At 63.0% G+C, this 16,458-nt stretch carries 15 protein-coding genes; 11 read left to right on the forward strand and 4 right to left on the reverse strand.

The annotated features are described in order from the left end of the window. Positions 1-76: 76 nt before the first annotated feature. The 3 genes from AC0L16_RS24255 to AC0L16_RS24265 form a co-directional block, all read right to left on the reverse strand. Positions 77-1,222 carry an ABC transporter ATP-binding protein gene (locus tag AC0L16_RS24255; protein ID WP_473623734.1) on the reverse strand — a complete coding sequence of 382 codons (1,146 nt, stop codon included), beginning with the start codon at positions 1,220-1,222 and terminating at the stop codon, positions 77-79. Between the two features lie 91 nt (positions 1,223-1,313). Continuing rightward, entirely contained in the window at positions 1,314-2,264 is a 951-nt protein-coding gene (locus AC0L16_RS24260) for a PfkB family carbohydrate kinase (protein WP_473623736.1), read from the reverse strand. A gap of 3 nt (positions 2,265-2,267) precedes the next feature. Next, positions 2,268-3,068, reverse strand: a complete 801-nt coding sequence (locus tag AC0L16_RS24265; protein WP_023797149.1) for a beta/alpha barrel domain-containing protein — start codon at positions 3,066-3,068, stop codon at positions 2,268-2,270. A gap of 162 nt (positions 3,069-3,230) precedes the next feature. Here AC0L16_RS24265 and AC0L16_RS24270 point away from each other — a divergent pair, with 162 nt between their 5' ends. The 3 genes from AC0L16_RS24270 (at position 3,231) to AC0L16_RS24280 (ending at position 6,402) form a co-directional block, all read left to right on the forward strand. Continuing rightward, the gene (locus AC0L16_RS24270; protein WP_473623737.1) at positions 3,231-3,992 is read left to right on the forward strand and encodes a DeoR/GlpR family DNA-binding transcription regulator; all 762 of its coding nucleotides are present in this window, start codon (positions 3,231-3,233) and stop codon (positions 3,990-3,992) included. A gap of 267 nt (positions 3,993-4,259) precedes the next feature. After that, entirely contained in the window at positions 4,260-5,408 is a 1,149-nt protein-coding gene (locus AC0L16_RS24275) for a Gfo/Idh/MocA family protein (RefSeq protein WP_473623739.1), read from the forward strand. Positions 5,409-5,424: 16 nt separating this feature from the next. Continuing rightward, the gene (locus AC0L16_RS24280) at positions 5,425-6,402 is read left to right on the forward strand and encodes an alpha/beta hydrolase (RefSeq protein ID WP_473623740.1); all 978 of its coding nucleotides are present in this window, start codon (positions 5,425-5,427) and stop codon (positions 6,400-6,402) included. Here the strand turns inward: AC0L16_RS24280 and AC0L16_RS24285 are convergent. Further along, entirely contained in the window at positions 6,390-7,412 is a 1,023-nt protein-coding gene (locus AC0L16_RS24285; RefSeq protein WP_473623742.1) for a LacI family DNA-binding transcriptional regulator, read from the reverse strand. The two genes, AC0L16_RS24280 and AC0L16_RS24285, sit on opposite strands and share 13 nt — an antisense overlap. Positions 7,413-7,542: 130 nt before the next feature. Between AC0L16_RS24285 and AC0L16_RS24290 the strand changes: the two genes are divergently transcribed. The 8 genes from AC0L16_RS24290 to AC0L16_RS24325 all read left to right on the forward strand — a co-directional run bounded on the left by AC0L16_RS24290 (position 7,543) and on the right by AC0L16_RS24325 (position 15,773). Continuing rightward, complete coding sequence (locus AC0L16_RS24290) at positions 7,543-8,487, forward strand: sugar kinase (protein WP_473623743.1); 945 nt, start codon at positions 7,543-7,545, stop codon at positions 8,485-8,487. Continuing rightward, complete coding sequence (locus tag AC0L16_RS24295) at positions 8,484-9,770, forward strand: D-tagatose-bisphosphate aldolase, class II, non-catalytic subunit (RefSeq protein ID WP_473623745.1); 1,287 nt, start codon at positions 8,484-8,486, stop codon at positions 9,768-9,770. Before AC0L16_RS24290 ends, AC0L16_RS24295 begins: the two co-directional genes overlap by 4 nt. Positions 9,771-9,920: 150 nt before the next feature. Continuing rightward, positions 9,921-10,805, forward strand: a complete 885-nt coding sequence (locus tag AC0L16_RS24300) for a dihydrodipicolinate synthase family protein (protein ID WP_473623746.1) — start codon at positions 9,921-9,923, stop codon at positions 10,803-10,805. A 23-nt stretch (positions 10,806-10,828) separates the two neighbouring features. Next, positions 10,829-11,488 carry a GntR family transcriptional regulator gene (locus AC0L16_RS24305; protein ID WP_473623748.1) on the forward strand — a complete coding sequence of 220 codons (660 nt, stop codon included), beginning with the start codon at positions 10,829-10,831 and terminating at the stop codon, positions 11,486-11,488. Between the two features lie 63 nt (positions 11,489-11,551). Further along, positions 11,552-12,889, forward strand: coding sequence for an ABC transporter substrate-binding protein (locus AC0L16_RS24310; RefSeq protein WP_473623749.1), 1,338 nt, complete (start codon positions 11,552-11,554; stop codon positions 12,887-12,889). Continuing rightward, positions 12,889-13,848, forward strand: a complete 960-nt coding sequence (locus tag AC0L16_RS24315; RefSeq protein ID WP_473623750.1) for a carbohydrate ABC transporter permease — start codon at positions 12,889-12,891, stop codon at positions 13,846-13,848. Before AC0L16_RS24310 ends, AC0L16_RS24315 begins: the two co-directional genes overlap by 1 nt. Further along, the gene (locus tag AC0L16_RS24320; RefSeq protein WP_077373101.1) at positions 13,849-14,670 is read left to right on the forward strand and encodes a carbohydrate ABC transporter permease; all 822 of its coding nucleotides are present in this window, start codon (positions 13,849-13,851) and stop codon (positions 14,668-14,670) included. It abuts the gene before it with no gap. Between the two features lie 44 nt (positions 14,671-14,714). Continuing rightward, positions 14,715-15,773: an ABC transporter ATP-binding protein gene (locus AC0L16_RS24325; RefSeq protein WP_473623752.1), complete on the forward strand. Its 1,059-nt coding sequence runs from the start codon at positions 14,715-14,717 to the stop codon at positions 15,771-15,773. The last annotated feature ends 685 nt before the right edge of the window (positions 15,774-16,458 follow it).

Genomic DNA, 16,458 nt, shown 5'->3' on the forward strand with positions numbered 1-16,458 from the left:
GACGATCGTCTGCTTTATTCAGAAGCCTTCTTGCGAGTATCTTTCGCAGGCGCCTCGCTCTCGCCTGCGGTCTGCCTCAGATCGCCAGATGCGTCTCGGGATCGAAGAAATGGAACTTGGCATCATCCACGGCCAACCGGATTTCCGAGCCGGAGTGGACGGCGCTGACCGGCTCGAATCTCGCCACCGCGTTCGATGCCAGGCCAAAATCGTCCACCGCGTCCGGGTCGCCGGAGTCCACCCGGACCGCGTCGATGTTCAGGTGGACGATATGTTCAGAGCCGAGTTCTTCGATCGAAGTCACCTTTGCGGGTATCGTCTGATACTTGCGACCGGATTCGAGGCTGCTGTCATAAAGATCCTCCGGTCGGATCCCGAACACGATCTTGCGCCCCGCATACGACCGCAAGCCCGGCCTGCGCACGAAGGCTGCATCCTGCAGCCGGATGGCGAAGCTGCCGGACATCAGTTCCTCGCCCCTCAGGGTCGCCTCGAAAAGGTTCATCGAAGGAGAGCCGATGAAGCCGGCAACGAAGGCGTTCACCGGCGATTCATAGAGCCTCTTGGGTGTGTCGACCTGCTGCAGCACGCCGCCTTTCAACACCGCGACCCTGTCCCCCATCGTCATCGCTTCGATTTGGTCGTGGGTCACGTATATGGTCGTTACGCCGAGCTGCTTTTGCAGGCTGGTGATTTCGGCGCGCATTTGAACACGCAGTTTCGCATCCAGGTTGGAAAGGGGTTCGTCCATGAGAAAGGCGGCCGGCTCGCGCACCATGGCTCGGCCCATGGCAACCCGTTGACGCTGTCCGCCTGAAAGGTTCGCGGGTTTGCTGTCCAGCAAAGACGTCAGCTGAAGGGTTTTGGCGATCTCGTCCACGCGCTTCTTGCGCTCGGCCTTCGGCTTGCCTGCCAGCCGCATCGAAAAGGCGATGTTTTCGGACACGGTCATATGCGGGTAGAGCGCGTAGCTCTGGAAGACCATCGCGATGTCGCGGTCCTTGGGCGGCATGTCGACGACGTCGACTCCGCCGATCCGAAGGCTGCCGCTGGTGATGTCCTCCAATCCCGCGATCATTCGCAACGCGGTGGATTTGCCGCAGCCGGATGGCCCGACGAGAATCAGGAACTCGCCGTCCTCGACCGATAGGTTCAATTGGTCGATTGCGCGAAAATTGTTCCCGTAGGTTTTGCAGATATTCTCAAGAATGACTTCTGCCATCTTCCTCCCTCCACAAGTATAAGTCACTGATTCTTATTAATTATCCTCGACTTATGTTGGCCTGCGAAATATTTCCTCAGATAGTTTCAGCCTATGTTACAGTATCGGCATGAGAATTTTTGAGTTCGACTGCTGACGGCGCGTTCGTCGATGCCAGGAGTTCCGTGACCTGGTCGTCGGTCGGAAGCGCCTCGCGCCCGCCACGCCCCGTTATCGAAAGGGCAGCCGCCGCGGCCGCGAATGCCACCCGGCCTGCGGTGTCGGCTCCACGCGTCAACGCATGGGCGTAGGCGCCATGAAAGCAGTCACCCGCGCCGGTCGAGTCGACGACCACGACCCGGTGCGGGGGCAGGTGCCAGAGACCTGTCTCTTCACGCCCGCGATAGTACACGCCTCTGCCACCATCGGTCAGAACCACGGCAGACCGCGACGGCAACCACAATGCATCGAGCATCTCGGAGGGCGATCGGCACCCCGTGGCAGTCCGCGCAAAGCCGAGCGGAAGAATGAGATGGTCGCAGAGCGCGATCAGCCGCTCCGTGGCTGGGCCGCTGCTCCATTCGATATCGCCGAGGATCGCAAGGCCGAGATCGCGAGCCCGAGCCACGACATCCAGCGACCGGATCGCGTAGCTATCGACGATCAGAACGGTCGCGCGGCTGAGGATATCGTCCGGAAAGTCCGGAGCGGTGCCCAGCATCACATCGTCGTCATACGCGATGAACCGTTCCCCATCCGAGCCGACGGTGATCCGCGAGCGCACCGGGCGCGCGTCGGGATGGCGCGGCGCGAATGCGGTTTCAACACCGCTCGCAACGAGATCGCGCAGCACGGCGTCGTCCGCGGCACTGCCCAGCCATCCGGCGAACCCGGCGGTTCCGCCGAGTCGCACGACGGCGGCCAGCGCCGTCGCAACATTTCCCCCGAAAGCGCGGGCACTTTGCAGAACCTTCCCCTTGCCCGCCGACAACGGCTGATCGACGTAGACGATGTCGTCGATCGCAATAGCGCCGAAGCCGAGGATCGCGGGGACGGTGGGCATCGTTCAGGCACCCGCCTTCGCCAGGGCGTCTTGCGCTGAAAGGCCGTCATGGATGACGCCCCGAAAGGCAAGCGCTGCCTTCTCCGGATCGCCATGCCCCCAGAGATTGCGGCCTACCACAGCGCCGCGTGCGCCGGCACGGATGGCGTCCGCCGTCTGCTGAAGCGCGCCGAGCAGCGTATCGGTCTTTGGACCGCCCGCGATCACAACCGGCACCGGGCAGGTCCGGACGGTCTCTCGGAACGACTCGAAATCGCCCGTGTAGCCGATCTTGATCACGTCGACGCCGGACTCGTAGCCGATGCGCGCCGCATAGGCGATCTCGTCGGGGGTGAAGACGATTTTTGCTCCGTCGGTGAAATCGCGAGGGTAGATATGCGCCACCACAGGCATGCCGTAGCGGGCCGCTGCATTTACCGAATCGGTCAGCCAGCGTATGTATTTGCCCTCGGTCGCGCCGCGTACCGGAATGGCCACGGCCAACGCATCGGCCCCCGCGCGCACCGCATCCTCGGGCGTTGCGATCAACTCGCTGATGCGATCGTCCGGAGTGAAGCAGCCCGCCTGAATCACCAGGGAAGCTTTGCCCGCATATTGCGGCCACAGATGGCGCGCGGTGCCAGGCTGGATGCTGACGTAGTCGGGTTTGCCCACCATAACGCGTGCGAGCGCACCCGGCAGGTCGGCAAGGCCGCCTTTGCGCACGTCGCCATAGCCGACGAAGTGGTCGACCGCGCCGCCAAAAAGTTTCCCCGATGGATGCGAGAAGAGGCGCGCAAGACGCACCTTGGTTCCTAGGCTCATGAGTGCAAAATTCCCCAATCGTTTGATTTCGAAATCCTGGACCCAGTGTTTCCGAAAGAAATGTGAAATACAATCTTTCGAAAGCTTTCGAATCTGCGTATTTTTGATAAGGTGAGCCGAGGCCAGAGCGGTTGCTTGGCGCAGGGAGGCAAGGGCAGGGCAATGTTGTCGGAGCAGAGACGCCAATCGATCCTGGGTGAGGTGCAACGCAGCGGACAGGTTCGCACGAAGGACCTGTCAGACGGGTTTGGCGTGTCGGAAGTCACGGTGCGCTCCGACCTCGAGATACTGGACCGCAAGGGACTGCTGACCAAGACCCGTGGAGGGGCGGTGACCCGGACCGCCGATTCGACCACGGCCGCGTTCGCCCGGCGGATGCAAACGAACCTCGACGCAAAGAAGCGCATCGCCCGGGCGGCGGGAGACCTGTTCGAGGACAACCAATCGGTCATCTTCGACGGCGGCTCGACGTTGATGCAGGTTGCCATGCAGTTACCGCCGCTCAGCAATGTCGTGGTCGCGGCCACGGCCATGAATATCGTGCAGCATCTTATGCATCGTCCCGGGCTCGACGTTCATATGATCGGCGGCCGGGTCTATCCCGACACGGTGAGCACGCTGATCACCGATGCCGATACGGCTCTCGGCGGCTTGGTGGCGCATCAGGTCTTTGTTGGAGCGCATGCGATAGACTCGTCACTGGATGTGGTCGACGTGAACGAAGACATGGCGCGAACGAAGCGAAACCTCGTTCGCATGGCCCGGTGCGTTGTCCTCCTCGCCGATTCGAGCAAATGGGGCGTCAGCGGGACCTCCAAGGCATTTTCGCTGTCGGCCGTCGATGTGGTGATCACCGACGATGGCCTGCCCGTTCCAATACGCAGCGAGCTTGATAGGATCGGGGCCAAGGTGATCTATGCCTGAACCCGTCTCGGTCCCTGACCGCGACGGAAAGATCCAATGCGCGCATGACCCACAGGCTCGGTAGCGGCGGTCGGCCGTTTTTTCATGTCTGTCATTTTCTCCTCCTAAGGCTGGCAGCCTCCCGATCTTGCGCCAGCATTTTCGCATGTTCTATAATAATTTTACGCGCGTCAATATTTAAAATGTTGTATAGGGGCTTTCGACTGTGATCCGTTGCCGGCGCAATGGCTCAGCGAGACATTGCCGCATTGGGAGGTACGATCGAAAATGCACGGAAAATCAAAGACGAAGCTCGGCATCGGTGTCATCGGCTGCGGCAACATCTCGATGACCTACCTGCGCAATGCGGCTCTGTTCGGCGGGGTCGAGCTGCGAGCCTGTGCCGACATTTCGGCCGACATCGCCGCGCTCCGCTCCAAGGAATATGGCATCCGCACGCTTGGCGTCGATGCGCTGCTGGCCGATCCCGACATCGACCTTGTCCTCAACCTGACCATACCGGCGGCGCATTTCGACATTTCGCTTTCCGCACTTTCGGCGGGCAAACATGTCTTTACCGAAAAGCCGCTGGCGACCTCGGCTGCCGACGGCCGCCGCCTTGTCGCCGAGGCTGCGAAGCGCGGGCTGCTGCTCGGCTCGGCTCCGGATACCTTCCTTGGGGCCGCTGGACGCCGCGCCCGCCGCCTGATGGACGACGGCGCCATCGGCCGCACGGTGACCGGCACCGCCTTCATGATGGGGCGCGGCATGGAGCACTGGCATCCCAATCCGCAGTTCTACTATCAGCCCGGCGGCGGTCCGGTCTTCGACATGGGGCCTTACTACCTGACGATGCTGGTCAATTTGCTCGGACCGGTTGAGCGCGTCATGGCGATGGCGACACGGGGCCAGGAGGAGCGGCTGATCACCGCCGAAGGCCCCTACCAGAACACCAGCTTCAAGGTCGGCACGCCGACCAACATCCTGTCGCTGCTGGAGTTCCATTCCGGTGCCACCGTCACCTTCGGTGCCTCGTGGGATGTCTTCAGGCACTCCAACCACCCGATCGAGCTTCACGGGACCGAAGGCTCGCTTAGGCTGCCCGATCCGGACACGTTCGGCGGCACCGTCTCGCTGTCGGAACGCGGGGCCGACTGGGCCGACTTCCACAGTGAGAGCGAACTCTATGGCGCGCGCAATTGGCCCTTCGCCGCGCCCGACCGGGCGAATTACCGCATGCTCGGCGTTGCCGATCTTTCGCGCGCGCTGGCAACAGGAAGAAAGCCGCGGGCGTCCGGCGACCTTGCGCTTCATGTGCTGGAGATCATGGAGGCGATCCTCGCTTCGGGTGAGAGCCGCGAGTCCGTCGCCGTCAACGCAACTGTCGATCAGCCGCCGCTCTTCCAGGACGACGAAGCAGCGAGCCTGCTCGCCTGATACCGGAGCGCTTACGATGACGACATTGCTTTCACCCTTGCTCGATCCGGAGGCCCGGCATATGCTCGACCTTGACCGGCAGGCGGCCGCCCCGCCATTCGAAGCCGGCACGCCTGAAGAGGCGCGCCGCGCCTATGAGCAGGGCTTTCCGGCACTCCAGGGCGAGCGCGAGCCGGTCGGCTCATTGACCGAGCGCACCATCACCGGACCCGGCGGCCCGTTGACGCTCAGAATCTATCGCGGACAGGGCGCGGTCGGGGCCGCCGCCCCGGCGCTGCTCTATCTGCATGGCGGCGGCTGGGTGATCGGCAATCTCGAGTCGCATGACGAGATCTGCCGCTGGCTTGCGAATATGGCGGCCTGCGTCGTCGTCTCTCCCGGCTACCGGCTGGCGCCGGAACACAAATTTCCGGCGGCCATCGAAGATTGCCGCGCCGTACTTTCCTTCTTGCAGGACGGCGCGGGCGATCTCGGCATCGACGCCAAACGGATCGCTGTCGCCGGCGACAGCGCCGGCGGCAATCTCGCTACCGTGCTTTGCCTGCTTGCGCGCGGCGACAAGAAGCCGCCGGTGGCGCAGCTGCTGTTCTATCCGAACACGGACGCCTCGCAGGCGGCGGACAGCTATCGCCGCTTTGCCGACGGTTATGGCCTGACTTCGGCGACCATGGCCTGGTTCCGCGACCACTATGTCAACCATGCCGGCGATATCGATGACTGGCGCGTGTCGCCGCTCAAGGCCGCAAGCCTTGCCGGCGCAGGGCCGGCTTTTGTCGCAATCGCCGGTCATGACATTCTCGCCGACGAAGGCGAGGCCTACGCCAAGCGTCTGGAAGACGACGGGGTGCCGGTCGTCCTGCGGCGCTGGCCCGGCCAGATCCACGGCTTCGTTTCGATGGGCCGCCATGGCCCGGCGGCACGGCAAGCGGTCGGCGCGGCGGTTGCCGCATGGCGCGGCTTCGATCCTGTCTTTGGAAAGACTCAGGCCGACTGACGCATGACCAGCGTCGCGTCGAGTTTGACTTTGGCTGCAACTGTCGCGTCGTCCTCGTCCAGCAAGGCCAGCAGCGTCTCGACGCTGCGTCCGGCCATCGAAGCGAAGTCCTGCGCCATGGTGGTGAGGGCAGGGCAGGTGTAGCGGCTCAGGGGATGGTCGTCATGGGCTGCGACCCGCAGGTCGCAATCGCCCTTGCGGCCGATCTTTCGGCCTTGCGCGTAGGCGGCAGCCATCACGCCGAAGGCGAGGCGGTCGTTGGCGCAAAGAATGGTCTTGCCCGGCAGGCCGCCACGGGCGAGCATTGATTCCATCTGCTCAAAGCCGATCCGTTCGAAATCCCAGCTGTAGTCATAAGGGTTGCCGATGACCACCGGCTCGTGCCCAAGCCGCTGCATGGCGACGACGTAGCTGCTCAGGCGCTCACGCGAATTGTGGTTGACGTGCGGGATGTCGAAATAGACCGGGGCATCGCCGGAGCGGCAGAGATAGTCGACGATGGTCGAGACGCTTTGGCTGTTGTTGTTGCCGACGAATGGCGTGTCGCCCTCAAGATAAGTGTCGAAATAGACGATCGGTATGGTCTGTGTCAGCTTCTCCAGCGTCCGTTGGTCGGAGCGCAGGCCGAGCGGCGCGATCAGCGCGCCGGAAACTTTTAGCGAAAGAATGGTTCGCGTCGCTTCCATTTCGAGCTCGCGCGAGCCGTGCGAGGAGATCACGATCGGCCAATAGCCCTCGTCGCGCAGCCTGAGCTCGATGCGGCTGACCATTTCCGAATAGAAGGGATCGGCGAGCGTCGGCACGACAATGCCGATGCTGCGGGTCCGCTTGCGGTTGAGGTTGCGCGCAAAGAGATTGGGCTGGTAGTCGGACGCGCGCAGCGCCACTTCGATCCGCTGACGTGTCGCCGGCTTGACGCTGGTCGGATCGTCGAAAAATTTCGACAGTGTTGGCCTGGAGACGCCGCAAGAGCGAGCAAAATCCTCCATCGTCTTGTGCGTCATCGACATCAAAGCCCTCCAATGCAAGGCGAAACTTTACAGGCAAAATGCTTATTTTCCATGCGTAAATTTATTAATTGACGCGAAAAAGCACAAGCCGTATTCACTTGCAGGGGGCGTGCCGGGAGGGATTCTGCGAATGAAGAAGCTGGTCTGTGCCGGCGAGATTCTGGTCGAGATCATGGCCGAGCGGATCGGCCAGAGCTTTCTCGAGCCTGGTCCGCTGCTTGGACCCTACCCGTCCGGCGCGCCCGCCATCTTCATCGGCCAGGCGACGGCGCTCGGCCAGCCGGCCGGCCTCATCGGCGCCGTCGGTGACGACGATTTTGGCAGGCTGAATATCGAGCGGCTGCGGACGCTTGGCGCCGACGTGTCGGCGGTCGCGGTTCACAAGGGGCATGCGACGGGCACGGCCTTTGTCACCTACCGGGCCGACGCCAGCCGGCATTTCGTCTTCAACATCCGCAACAGCGCCGCCGGCCTGATCGAGACCGACGCGGCGGCGACAAAGCTGCTCGCCGGCGCCGATCATGTCCATGTCATGGGCTCGTCGCTGTTTTCCGACCGCGCCATCGCGGTGGCGCTATCGGCGATCGAGACGGTCAAGGCCCGGGGTGGAACCGTGTCCTTCGATCCGAACATCCGCCGCGAGATCATGCAGGCATCCGGCATGCGTGCAGCACTCGACCAGGTGCTGGCGCAAGCCGACATCTTCCTGCCGAGCGGCGAGGAGCTCTTCCTGTTTTCATCAGCCAAGGACGAGAAGGGTGCAGTCGATGAACTGTTGGGCCGCGGCCTGTGCTGCATCGTCCTGAAGAAGGGCGCCGCCGGCGCCGTTTATCATGATCATCACGGTGCGGTCGCCTCGTCAGGCTTTGTCGTCAACGAGGTCGATCCGACCGGCGCGGGGGATTGTTTCGGTGCTGCTTTCGTCTCGTTCTGGCTGCGCGAGGCGGCTCCTGCCGAAGCCCTGCGGATCGCCAATGCCTGCGGTGCGCTCGCCGTCACCCGCAAGGGGCCGATGGAGGGCATTTTCGCGCTTAAAACGGTCGAGGCCTTCATTGCCACGGGGAACACGCCGTGAGTGACGCGACGCGAAGGTTTGCGAACATTGCGGCCAGGCGCGCCGCAGGCGAGAAAAGCGGCATCGCCTCGGTCTGCTCGGCGCATCCGCTGGTCATCGAGGCCGCCCTGCGCCACGGCGTGTCACGGCGCGCGGATGCCCTGATCGAGGCCACCTGCAACCAGGTCAACCACGAGGGCGGCTACACCGGGATGACGCCTGCGGGCTTCCGCAGCTTTGTCGAGGCGCATGCGCACAAAGTCGGCTTCCCCGTTGAACGCCTGATGCTCGGCGGCGATCATCTCGGGCCGAATCCGTGGAAGCACATGGCTGCCGCCGCCGCGATGCAGAAGGCTGCGGCGATGATCGATGCCTATGCGAGCGCCGGCTTCACCAAGATGCATCTGGATACGAGCATGGCCTGCGCCGACGATCCAGCCGTGCTTGCCGATGAAACGATCGCCGCGCGCGCGGCCGAACTTGCGGAAATCGCCGAGGCGGCGGTCGAGCGGGCAGGCGGCGAAAAACCGGTCTACGTCATCGGCACCGAAGTGCCGGTGCCGGGCGGGGCGCTGGAGGCGCTCGATCACCTGCATGTGACGGCGCCCGGCGATGCCTTGCGCACCATAGAGATCCACGCGCGAGCGTTTTCCCGCGCCGGCCTCGAAGCCGCTTTTGGCCGGGCGGTCGGCGTCGTCGTCCAACCCGGCGTCGAATTCGGCAACACCGAGATCGTGCCCTATGCACCGGCCAAGGCGACTGAACTGGTGGCTGTGCTCGACCGTATGCCGCAATTTGTTTTTGAGGCGCATTCGACCGACTACCAGCCGACTGAGGCGCTCAATGCTCTGGTTCGCGATGGTTTTGCCATCCTCAAGGTCGGCCCCTGGCTGACCTTCGCGCTTCGCCAAGCGCTGTATGGGCTCAGCCATATCGCCGATATCCTGGCGCCGGACTTTTCGCGCGAGAGCCTGCCTGCCGCGATGGAACGCATCATGCTGGCGTCGCCCGACAATTGGCAGCAATACTATCCGGGCACGCCGGACGAGCAGCGCGTGCAGCGGCATTTCTCGTTGAGCGACCGCATCCGCTATTACTGGCCGACGCCGGAGGCGCAGCGCGCAACACGGACGCTGCTGGACGTGTTGGCCGACAAGGATATTCCCCGGCCTCTGATCAGCCAGCATCTCGGATACCTCGACGCCGAAATTGCGGCAGGCCGGGTCAAGCCCCTCGCGCACGAGCTTCTGATCGGCAGCGTCACCCGGGTTCTCGATAGCTACGCGGACGCGACGGGACAATAGGGATCGCGCTGCCGGAAAGTCGGCATTCGCCCAAATCCGCCTCTTAAATGCGTGCGATGTCGACGTCGTTTCGAAAAGGGCGCCGCCGCAATTTACAACTAACATGTTAGTGTGCTAGTACTGCTTGCACATCGACATCTGGAGAGAATAGTGGTCTCGCGTTTTGGTCTTTCGGTTGCCCTCGCCACGCCTTTCGATGCGTCCGGGCAAATCGCCATACTTCCCATGATCGCGCAGGCCCGGGCTTGTCTTGGCGCCGGCTGCAGCAGCGCCACGCTGTTCGGCACCACCGGGGAAGGCGCTTCCATAGGCACGGCAGAGCGGCGGATTGTTACCGAGGCCATGCTGGCCTCCGGCATTCCGGCCCATCAGCTCGTCGCCGGCGTTCTGGTCGATGCGGCCGAAGACGCCGCCGAACAGGCGCGACATGCCTTGCAGTGCGGCGTCCGCAACGTCCTGCTGGCTCCGCCGAGCTACTTCAAGAATGTCGGCGAGGACGGGCTGTTCGGATGGTTTTCTGCCGTTTTCGCTGCGCTCGGCCCGCTGGCTCGCGGCATCCTCCTCTACAACATCCCCTCTGTCACCATGGTGCCGCTGCCGCTTGCCCTGATCGGCCGGCTGTGTGCGGCCTTCCCCGGCGTGGTCGCCGGTGTCAAGGATTCGGGTGGCGACTGGAGTTACAGCGAGGCGCTGCTGAGGGCCCATGGCGACATGGTGATCCTGATCGGCGACGAGCGGCACCTGGCCAGAAGCGTGCGCCAGGGCGGGCAGGGCGCCATTTCCGGCATGGCCAATTTCGTCAGCGGCGAAATCCGCGCCATGGCCGAGGACGGCCGCGATGATGCCCGTGTCGAGAGCTTCGTGCTCGAATTGCTCAAATTTCCGGTTATCCCGGCGGTGAAGGTCATGGTGGCGCGCAAAACCGGCGACGAGCGCTGGCTGGCGGTCCGTCCGCCGCTGGAGCCGATCGCTTTGCAGGGGCGGCAACAGCTTGCCGCCGCCTATGACACGCTGTTTGCAACAGAGCCGGCCTGACCGGCAAAGGGAAGCGCGCTGAAATGGACGACAGCAGCGAACCGGCAACCCTCAGGGAAAGAGCTTATGCCAGCTTCACGCGGCATTTGCTGGCCCGCGATCTGCGGCCGGGACAGTTCGTGTCGCAGCGCGAACTGGTTGCCTTTACCGGGCTGCCGCTTGGCGCCATCCGCGAGATCGTGCCGCGTCTCGAGGCCGAAGGGCTTTTGACGACCATCCCGCAGCGCGGCATGCAGATCGCCCATATCGACATCAACCTGATCCGCGAGGCCTTCCAGTTTCGCCTGTTCATGGAGCGCGAGGCGGTGGCGCTGTTCACCGTCAACGCCTCCGACGCCGTAATCGCCGGCCTGCGGCGCGAACATGAGGACATGCTGGCTCAAGCCTTGTCGCAGACGCCGACGCCGGAAATGGAAGCCAGGGCCCAGAACATCGACTGGGCCATGCACGACACCTTCATCGATGCGCTGGGCAACGAGATCATCGCCAAGGCGTATCTGGTCAATTCGGTAAAAATCAGGCTGATCCACCAGGAGCGTTTCCGCATTGATGGGCGCGTCGTGCCGGTGATGCAGGAGCACCTGACGGTGATCGAAGCGCTCGAGAGCCGCGATCCGCAAAAGGCGGTCGAGGCGATCAGCCGGCATATCGACAATGCGCGCCGGTTGGCGCTCCAGATCTGAGGACGTATGGTTCGCGGCAGCCGCGACGCTATTCACAACGACAGCAACCCAAGGGAGGAAGAAATGTCGTCCAATCCGTTCAAGCCAACGAGAAGGCAAGTCCTTGCAGGAACCACGGCGCTCGCCGCCGCGGGCCTGGCCGGCCTTCGCCCGAGCTTTTCCGCCAGCGTCGACTGGAAGCGCTTTTCCGGCACCACGCTCGACGTCAATCTGGTGAAAAGCCCGCGCAGCGACACCATCCTGAAATACATCGCCGAATTCGAGGAACTGACCGGCATCAAGGTCAATGCCGAGGCGACGCCGGAACAGCAGCAGCGGCAGAAGACAGTGATCGAGCTCAGTTCCGGCAGACCGAGCTTCGATGTCGTGCATTTGAGCTATCACGTGCAGAAGCGCCAGTTCGAAAAGGGTGGCTGGCTGGCCGACATTGCCGGCTATCTCGCCGATCCGACCCTGACCGATCCCGGCCTGGTCGAAAGCGATTTCGCCGAGGCCGGCATGCTTTTCGCCAAGGACAACCAGGGCGTGCTGCGTTCGCTGCCGTTCTCGGTGGACTACTGGATCGTCTACTGGAACAAGGAGCTGTTCGAGGCCAAGGGCCTCAAATACCCGGAATCGTTCGACCAGCTGGTGGCCGCCGCCGAAGCGCTGACCGATCCATCGACCAATACGTTTGGTTTCGTCGCCCGCGGCCTGAAGAATGCCAACACGCCGGTGTGGACGTCGCTGATGCTCGGCTACGACATGACGGCGCTCGACGACAAGGGAAAGCTGCGCACCGAAACGCCCGAGGCGATCGAGGCCGCTGCCCTCTACCAGAGGCTGATGACCAAGTCCGCCCCTCCGGGCGTCACCGGCTTCAATTGGGCGGAAGCGCAGTCCGCCTTCCTGCAAGGCAAGATCGGCATGTGGTTCGATGGCGTCGGTTTTGCCCCGCCGATGGAAAATCCCGAAAAGTCGCGCGTGGTCGGCAAGGTCGGCTACGGCGTCATGCCCAAGGGGCCCAAGGCGCATGCCTCCGGGACGTTTGGCGACGGCCTCGGCGTGACCGCCTCCAGTGAAAAGAAGGAGGCCGCCTATCTGTTCTGTCAGTGGGCGGTTTCCCCGGCGATGGGCGCACGCCTGCTCCAGGCCGGCGCCGGCGTGCCGTTCCGCAAGTCGGTGCTGGAAGATCCCAAGGTGCGCGAAGGCGTCACCATGCCTGCAAGCTGGCTCGATGCGGTGGTTCAGTCCGGCAATATCAGCAGGCTGGCGCTGCCGGTGATCATCCCGGTCACCGAGTTCCGCGACATCTACGGCGTGGCGTTGACCAACATGATTGCCGGCGCCGATCCTGCCGAAGAACTGAAGAAGGCCACCGCGCAGTTCCAGCCGGTTCTCGACAGGAGCGAGCAGGGCTGATGTCCGCCATCGCCCCAGAACGCACCGGGGTGACGACAGGTCGCACCGAGGTGACGACGCAAGCCATCGAGGAGAGCCAGTCGGTCCGGCTAGCTCCCAACTACTGGCCCTTCGTCGTTCCGGCGCTCGTCGTCGTTAGCGCCGTGATCGTCTTTCCCTGGGCTTTCACGCTCTGGATGAGCGTCAACCGCTGGACGCTCGGCCAGTCGCGGAGCTTTGCCGGGATGGAAAACTATCTCCGTCTGGCCAGCGACCCGCGATTCTGGGAATCGCTTGTTCATACGTTGACCTACACCTCACTGTCGGTGGCAGCGCCGATGTTCCTGGGCACTGTCGCCGCCCTGATCTTCGACGCCAGGTTTCCGCTGCGCGGCGTGCTGCGCGGCGTCTTCGTCATGCCGATGATGGCAACGCCGGTTGCCGTGGCGCTGGTCTGGACGATGATGTTCCATCCCCAGCTCGGTGTGCTCAACTACCTTCTGTCGCTGGTCGGCATCCCGGCGCAGGAATGGATATTCAACGCCAACACGGTCATCCCTTCGCTGGTCGCGGTCGAGACCTGGCAGTGGACGCCGCTGGTGATGCTGATCGTGCTGGGCGGGCTGGCCTCCGTGCCGCGCGAGCCGTTCGAGAGCGCCGAGATCGACGGCGCCAATGCCTGGCAGCAATTCCGCTACCTCACTTTGCCGATGATCGCGCCGTTCCTGATGATTGCGTTGATCATCCGCACCATCGATGCGCTGAAGAGTTTTGACATCATCTATGCGATGACCCAGGGCGGGCCGGGCACGGCGTCCGAAACCATCAATATCTATCTCTACAACACCGCCTTCTCCTATTACGACATCGGCTATGGCTCGGCCATGGCCGTGGTGTTCTTCATCGTCATCGTGGCGCTGTCCTTCATTCTCCTGATGCTGCGCCAGCGCTCGCAGTGGAACGACGCGGAGGGCAAATAGATGAGCTCACGTCTGCTCAACCAGATCGGCCTGTTTTTCGCGGCCCTGGTTATCGTCTCGCCGGCGATTCTTTTCTTCCTCTGGATGATCTCGCTGTCGCTGAAATTCGAGATCGACAACGGCGCCTATCCGCCGATCCTGATCCCCGAACGCTTCGCCTGGTCGAACTATGTAAAAGTGTTCGAGGAGAACAATTTCCTGCTCTATCTCTGGAATTCGGTTCTGGTGACCGGCACGGCGACGCTGCTGGCGCTGCTGATCGGCGTACCGGCCGGCTATGGCATAGCGCGGCTCAAGGCTGAAAGATCGGCGGTCGTCATCATGATCGCCCGCATGACGCCGGGGCTGTCCTATCTCATCCCGCTGTTTCTGCTGTTCCAATGGATCGGGATCCTCGGAACGCTCTGGCCGCAGATCATCATCCATCTGGTGGTGACGGTGCCGATCGTGGTCTGGGTGATGATCGGCTACTTCGAGACCACGCCGATGGAACTGGAAGAGGCGGCCAACATCGACGGCGCCAGCTCCTGGCAGGTGTTCCGGCTGGTCGCGCTGCCCATCGCCAAGCCGGGCATCGTTGTCGCCTTCATCCTGTCGGTCATCTTTTCGTGGAACAATTTCGTCTTCGGCGTGGTGCTCGCCAGCCGCGAGACGCGCACATTGCCGGTCGCCGTCTACAACATGCTTTCCTATGAGCAGGTGAGCTGGGGGCCGCTCGCCGCCGCCGCACTGGTGGTGACGCTGCCGGTGCTGGTGCTGACCATGTTCGCGCAAAAGCAGATCGTCGCAGGACTGACCGCCGGCGCGGTCAAGGGCGGCTGAAGACGCATTCCAGCTCGACATCACTCTTCTCCCGGAGAAATCCAATGGCATCGGTAACCATCAACAACGTGCAGAAGGCTTTCGGAGCCACCAAGATCATTCACGACGTCAGTGTCGATATCGCCGACGGCGAATTCGTCATCCTGGTCGGCCCGTCGGGATGCGGAAAGTCGACGCTGCTGCGCATGATCGCCGGCCTTGAAACGATCTCGGGCGGCAAGATCACCATCGGTGAGCGTATGGTCAACAATCTGCGGGCGCGGGACCGCAACATCGCCATGGTGTTCCAGAATTACGCGCTCTATCCGCATATGACCGTGGCCGACAATATGGGCTTTGCCCTCAAGATCAAGAAAGCCGATCCGGCCGATGCCGCTGGCCGCGTCAGGAATGCCGCCAGCATCCTCGGCCTGGAAAAACTGCTTGAGCGCTACCCGCGTCAGCTCTCCGGCGGCCAGCGCCAGCGCGTTGCCATGGGCCGCGCCATCGTGCGCGACCCGCAGGTTTTCCTGTTCGACGAGCCGCTCTCCAATCTCGACGCCAAGCTGCGCGTCCAGATGCGCGGCGAGATCAAGGCGCTGCACCAGCGGCTCGGCACCACAACCATCTACGTCACGCATGACCAGATCGAAGCCATGACGATGGCCGACAAGATCGTCGTGCTGCATGACGGCCTGGTCGAGCAGATCGGCGCGCCGCTCGACCTCTACGACCAGCCGGCCAATCTCTTCGTTGCCGGCTTTATCGGCTCGCCCGCCATGAATTTTATTGCCGGCCGCATCGAGGAAGGCGTGTTCCGCAGCGCCGGCGGGCTGATCCTGCCGCTGCCGGAAGGCGCCCGTCCGACCGACGCTGCAGGACGCGAACTTGTCTACGGCATCCGTCCCGAGCACATCCGCGCAACTGCCCAGGGCATGCCGGGCACGGTCACGCTTCTGGAAGCCACGGGTTCGGAAATCTTCGCCAAGGTCGACTGCGCCGGCGAGGAAATTGCCTGCCTGTTCCGCGAGCGGCTGCCGCTCAAGCAGGGCGCGCCGATACGGATCGAAGTCGATCGCGCCTGCGCCCACCTGTTCGACGCGAAAACCGGCCGGCGTATGTGATGGTGTGGCCTGCGCGGCGGGTTCGCTCGCGTGAAGGCCGTTACTCATGCGCGAACTATCGGCCGTTCGAGAGCCTTGTGAGAAGCGCGACCAGCTCCGACTGCCGATGCGTCTGCGTCTTCGCGAATCCCGATTTCAGCTGGTTGCGCCCGGTCTCATAGGAAACGCCAAGTTCGTCGGCTGCCGCTTCAACGCCGTGTCCCGAGCAAATCTTTCTCGCCAGCCTTGCTTCGGACGCTGTCAGCCTGAAGCAGGACTGCAGCACGGCTTCAGGAGGAGCAGGTCTCGCGTCAGGATCAATGAGGATGACGATTGCCTGGCACGGCGCCAGCGCGTTGTGGGAGACTTTCGGCAGTCGCAACGGATAGGCAAGGAGCGGCCGCCCTTGGAGTCTGGGCAGGGGCACGGGTGGCATCGATGCGGCCGTGTCCGGCGAACACAGCAGCGCTTTCAGCGATCGGTCGAGAGCATCGGTCGCGGTTCGGTCAAAGGAAACCAAACGCCGGCGCGTGATCTGCAGGCCTCGCCCCAGAAGCCTTTCCGCCGAAGCATTGGACCGGAATACGTTGCCACTCCTGTCCAACATGACGGCAGGCGTTTCGGTGGCGCTAACCCGTCTTCGCCGATTGAGCCGATTTTGAAGGGACCGAATCAATAGAATCAGAGTGTTAGACTAAAAGGTCTT

The organism is Mesorhizobium sp. WSM4848 (assembly GCF_055811375.1).

What these genes read in the sequence shown, in the direction of transcription:
- AC0L16_RS24285 (WP_473623742.1), bottom strand. Translation starts at nt 7,412, where the DNA reads ATGTCGATGACGCACAAGACGATGGAGGATTTTGCTCGCTCTTGCGGC.
- AC0L16_RS24280 (WP_473623740.1), top strand. Translation starts at nt 5,425, where the DNA reads ATGACGACATTGCTTTCACCCTTGCTCGATCCGGAGGCCCGGCATATG.
- AC0L16_RS24260 (WP_473623736.1), bottom strand. Translation starts at nt 2,264, where the DNA reads ATGCCCACCGTCCCCGCGATCCTCGGCTTCGGCGCTATTGCGATCGAC.
- AC0L16_RS24310 (WP_473623749.1), top strand. Translation starts at nt 11,552, where the DNA reads ATGTCGTCCAATCCGTTCAAGCCAACGAGAAGGCAAGTCCTTGCAGGA.
- AC0L16_RS24265 (WP_023797149.1), bottom strand. Translation starts at nt 3,068, where the DNA reads ATGAGCCTAGGAACCAAGGTGCGTCTTGCGCGCCTCTTCTCGCATCCA.
- AC0L16_RS24290 (WP_473623743.1), top strand. Translation starts at nt 7,543, where the DNA reads ATGAAGAAGCTGGTCTGTGCCGGCGAGATTCTGGTCGAGATCATGGCC.
- AC0L16_RS24270 (WP_473623737.1), top strand. Translation starts at nt 3,231, where the DNA reads ATGTTGTCGGAGCAGAGACGCCAATCGATCCTGGGTGAGGTGCAACGC.
- AC0L16_RS24315 (WP_473623750.1), top strand. Translation starts at nt 12,889, where the DNA reads ATGTCCGCCATCGCCCCAGAACGCACCGGGGTGACGACAGGTCGCACC.
- AC0L16_RS24325 (WP_473623752.1), top strand. Translation starts at nt 14,715, where the DNA reads ATGGCATCGGTAACCATCAACAACGTGCAGAAGGCTTTCGGAGCCACC.
- AC0L16_RS24255 (WP_473623734.1), bottom strand. Translation starts at nt 1,222, where the DNA reads ATGGCAGAAGTCATTCTTGAGAATATCTGCAAAACCTACGGGAACAAT.
- AC0L16_RS24275 (WP_473623739.1), top strand. Translation starts at nt 4,260, where the DNA reads ATGCACGGAAAATCAAAGACGAAGCTCGGCATCGGTGTCATCGGCTGC.
- AC0L16_RS24320 (WP_077373101.1), top strand. Translation starts at nt 13,849, where the DNA reads ATGAGCTCACGTCTGCTCAACCAGATCGGCCTGTTTTTCGCGGCCCTG.
- AC0L16_RS24305 (WP_473623748.1), top strand. Translation starts at nt 10,829, where the DNA reads ATGGACGACAGCAGCGAACCGGCAACCCTCAGGGAAAGAGCTTATGCC.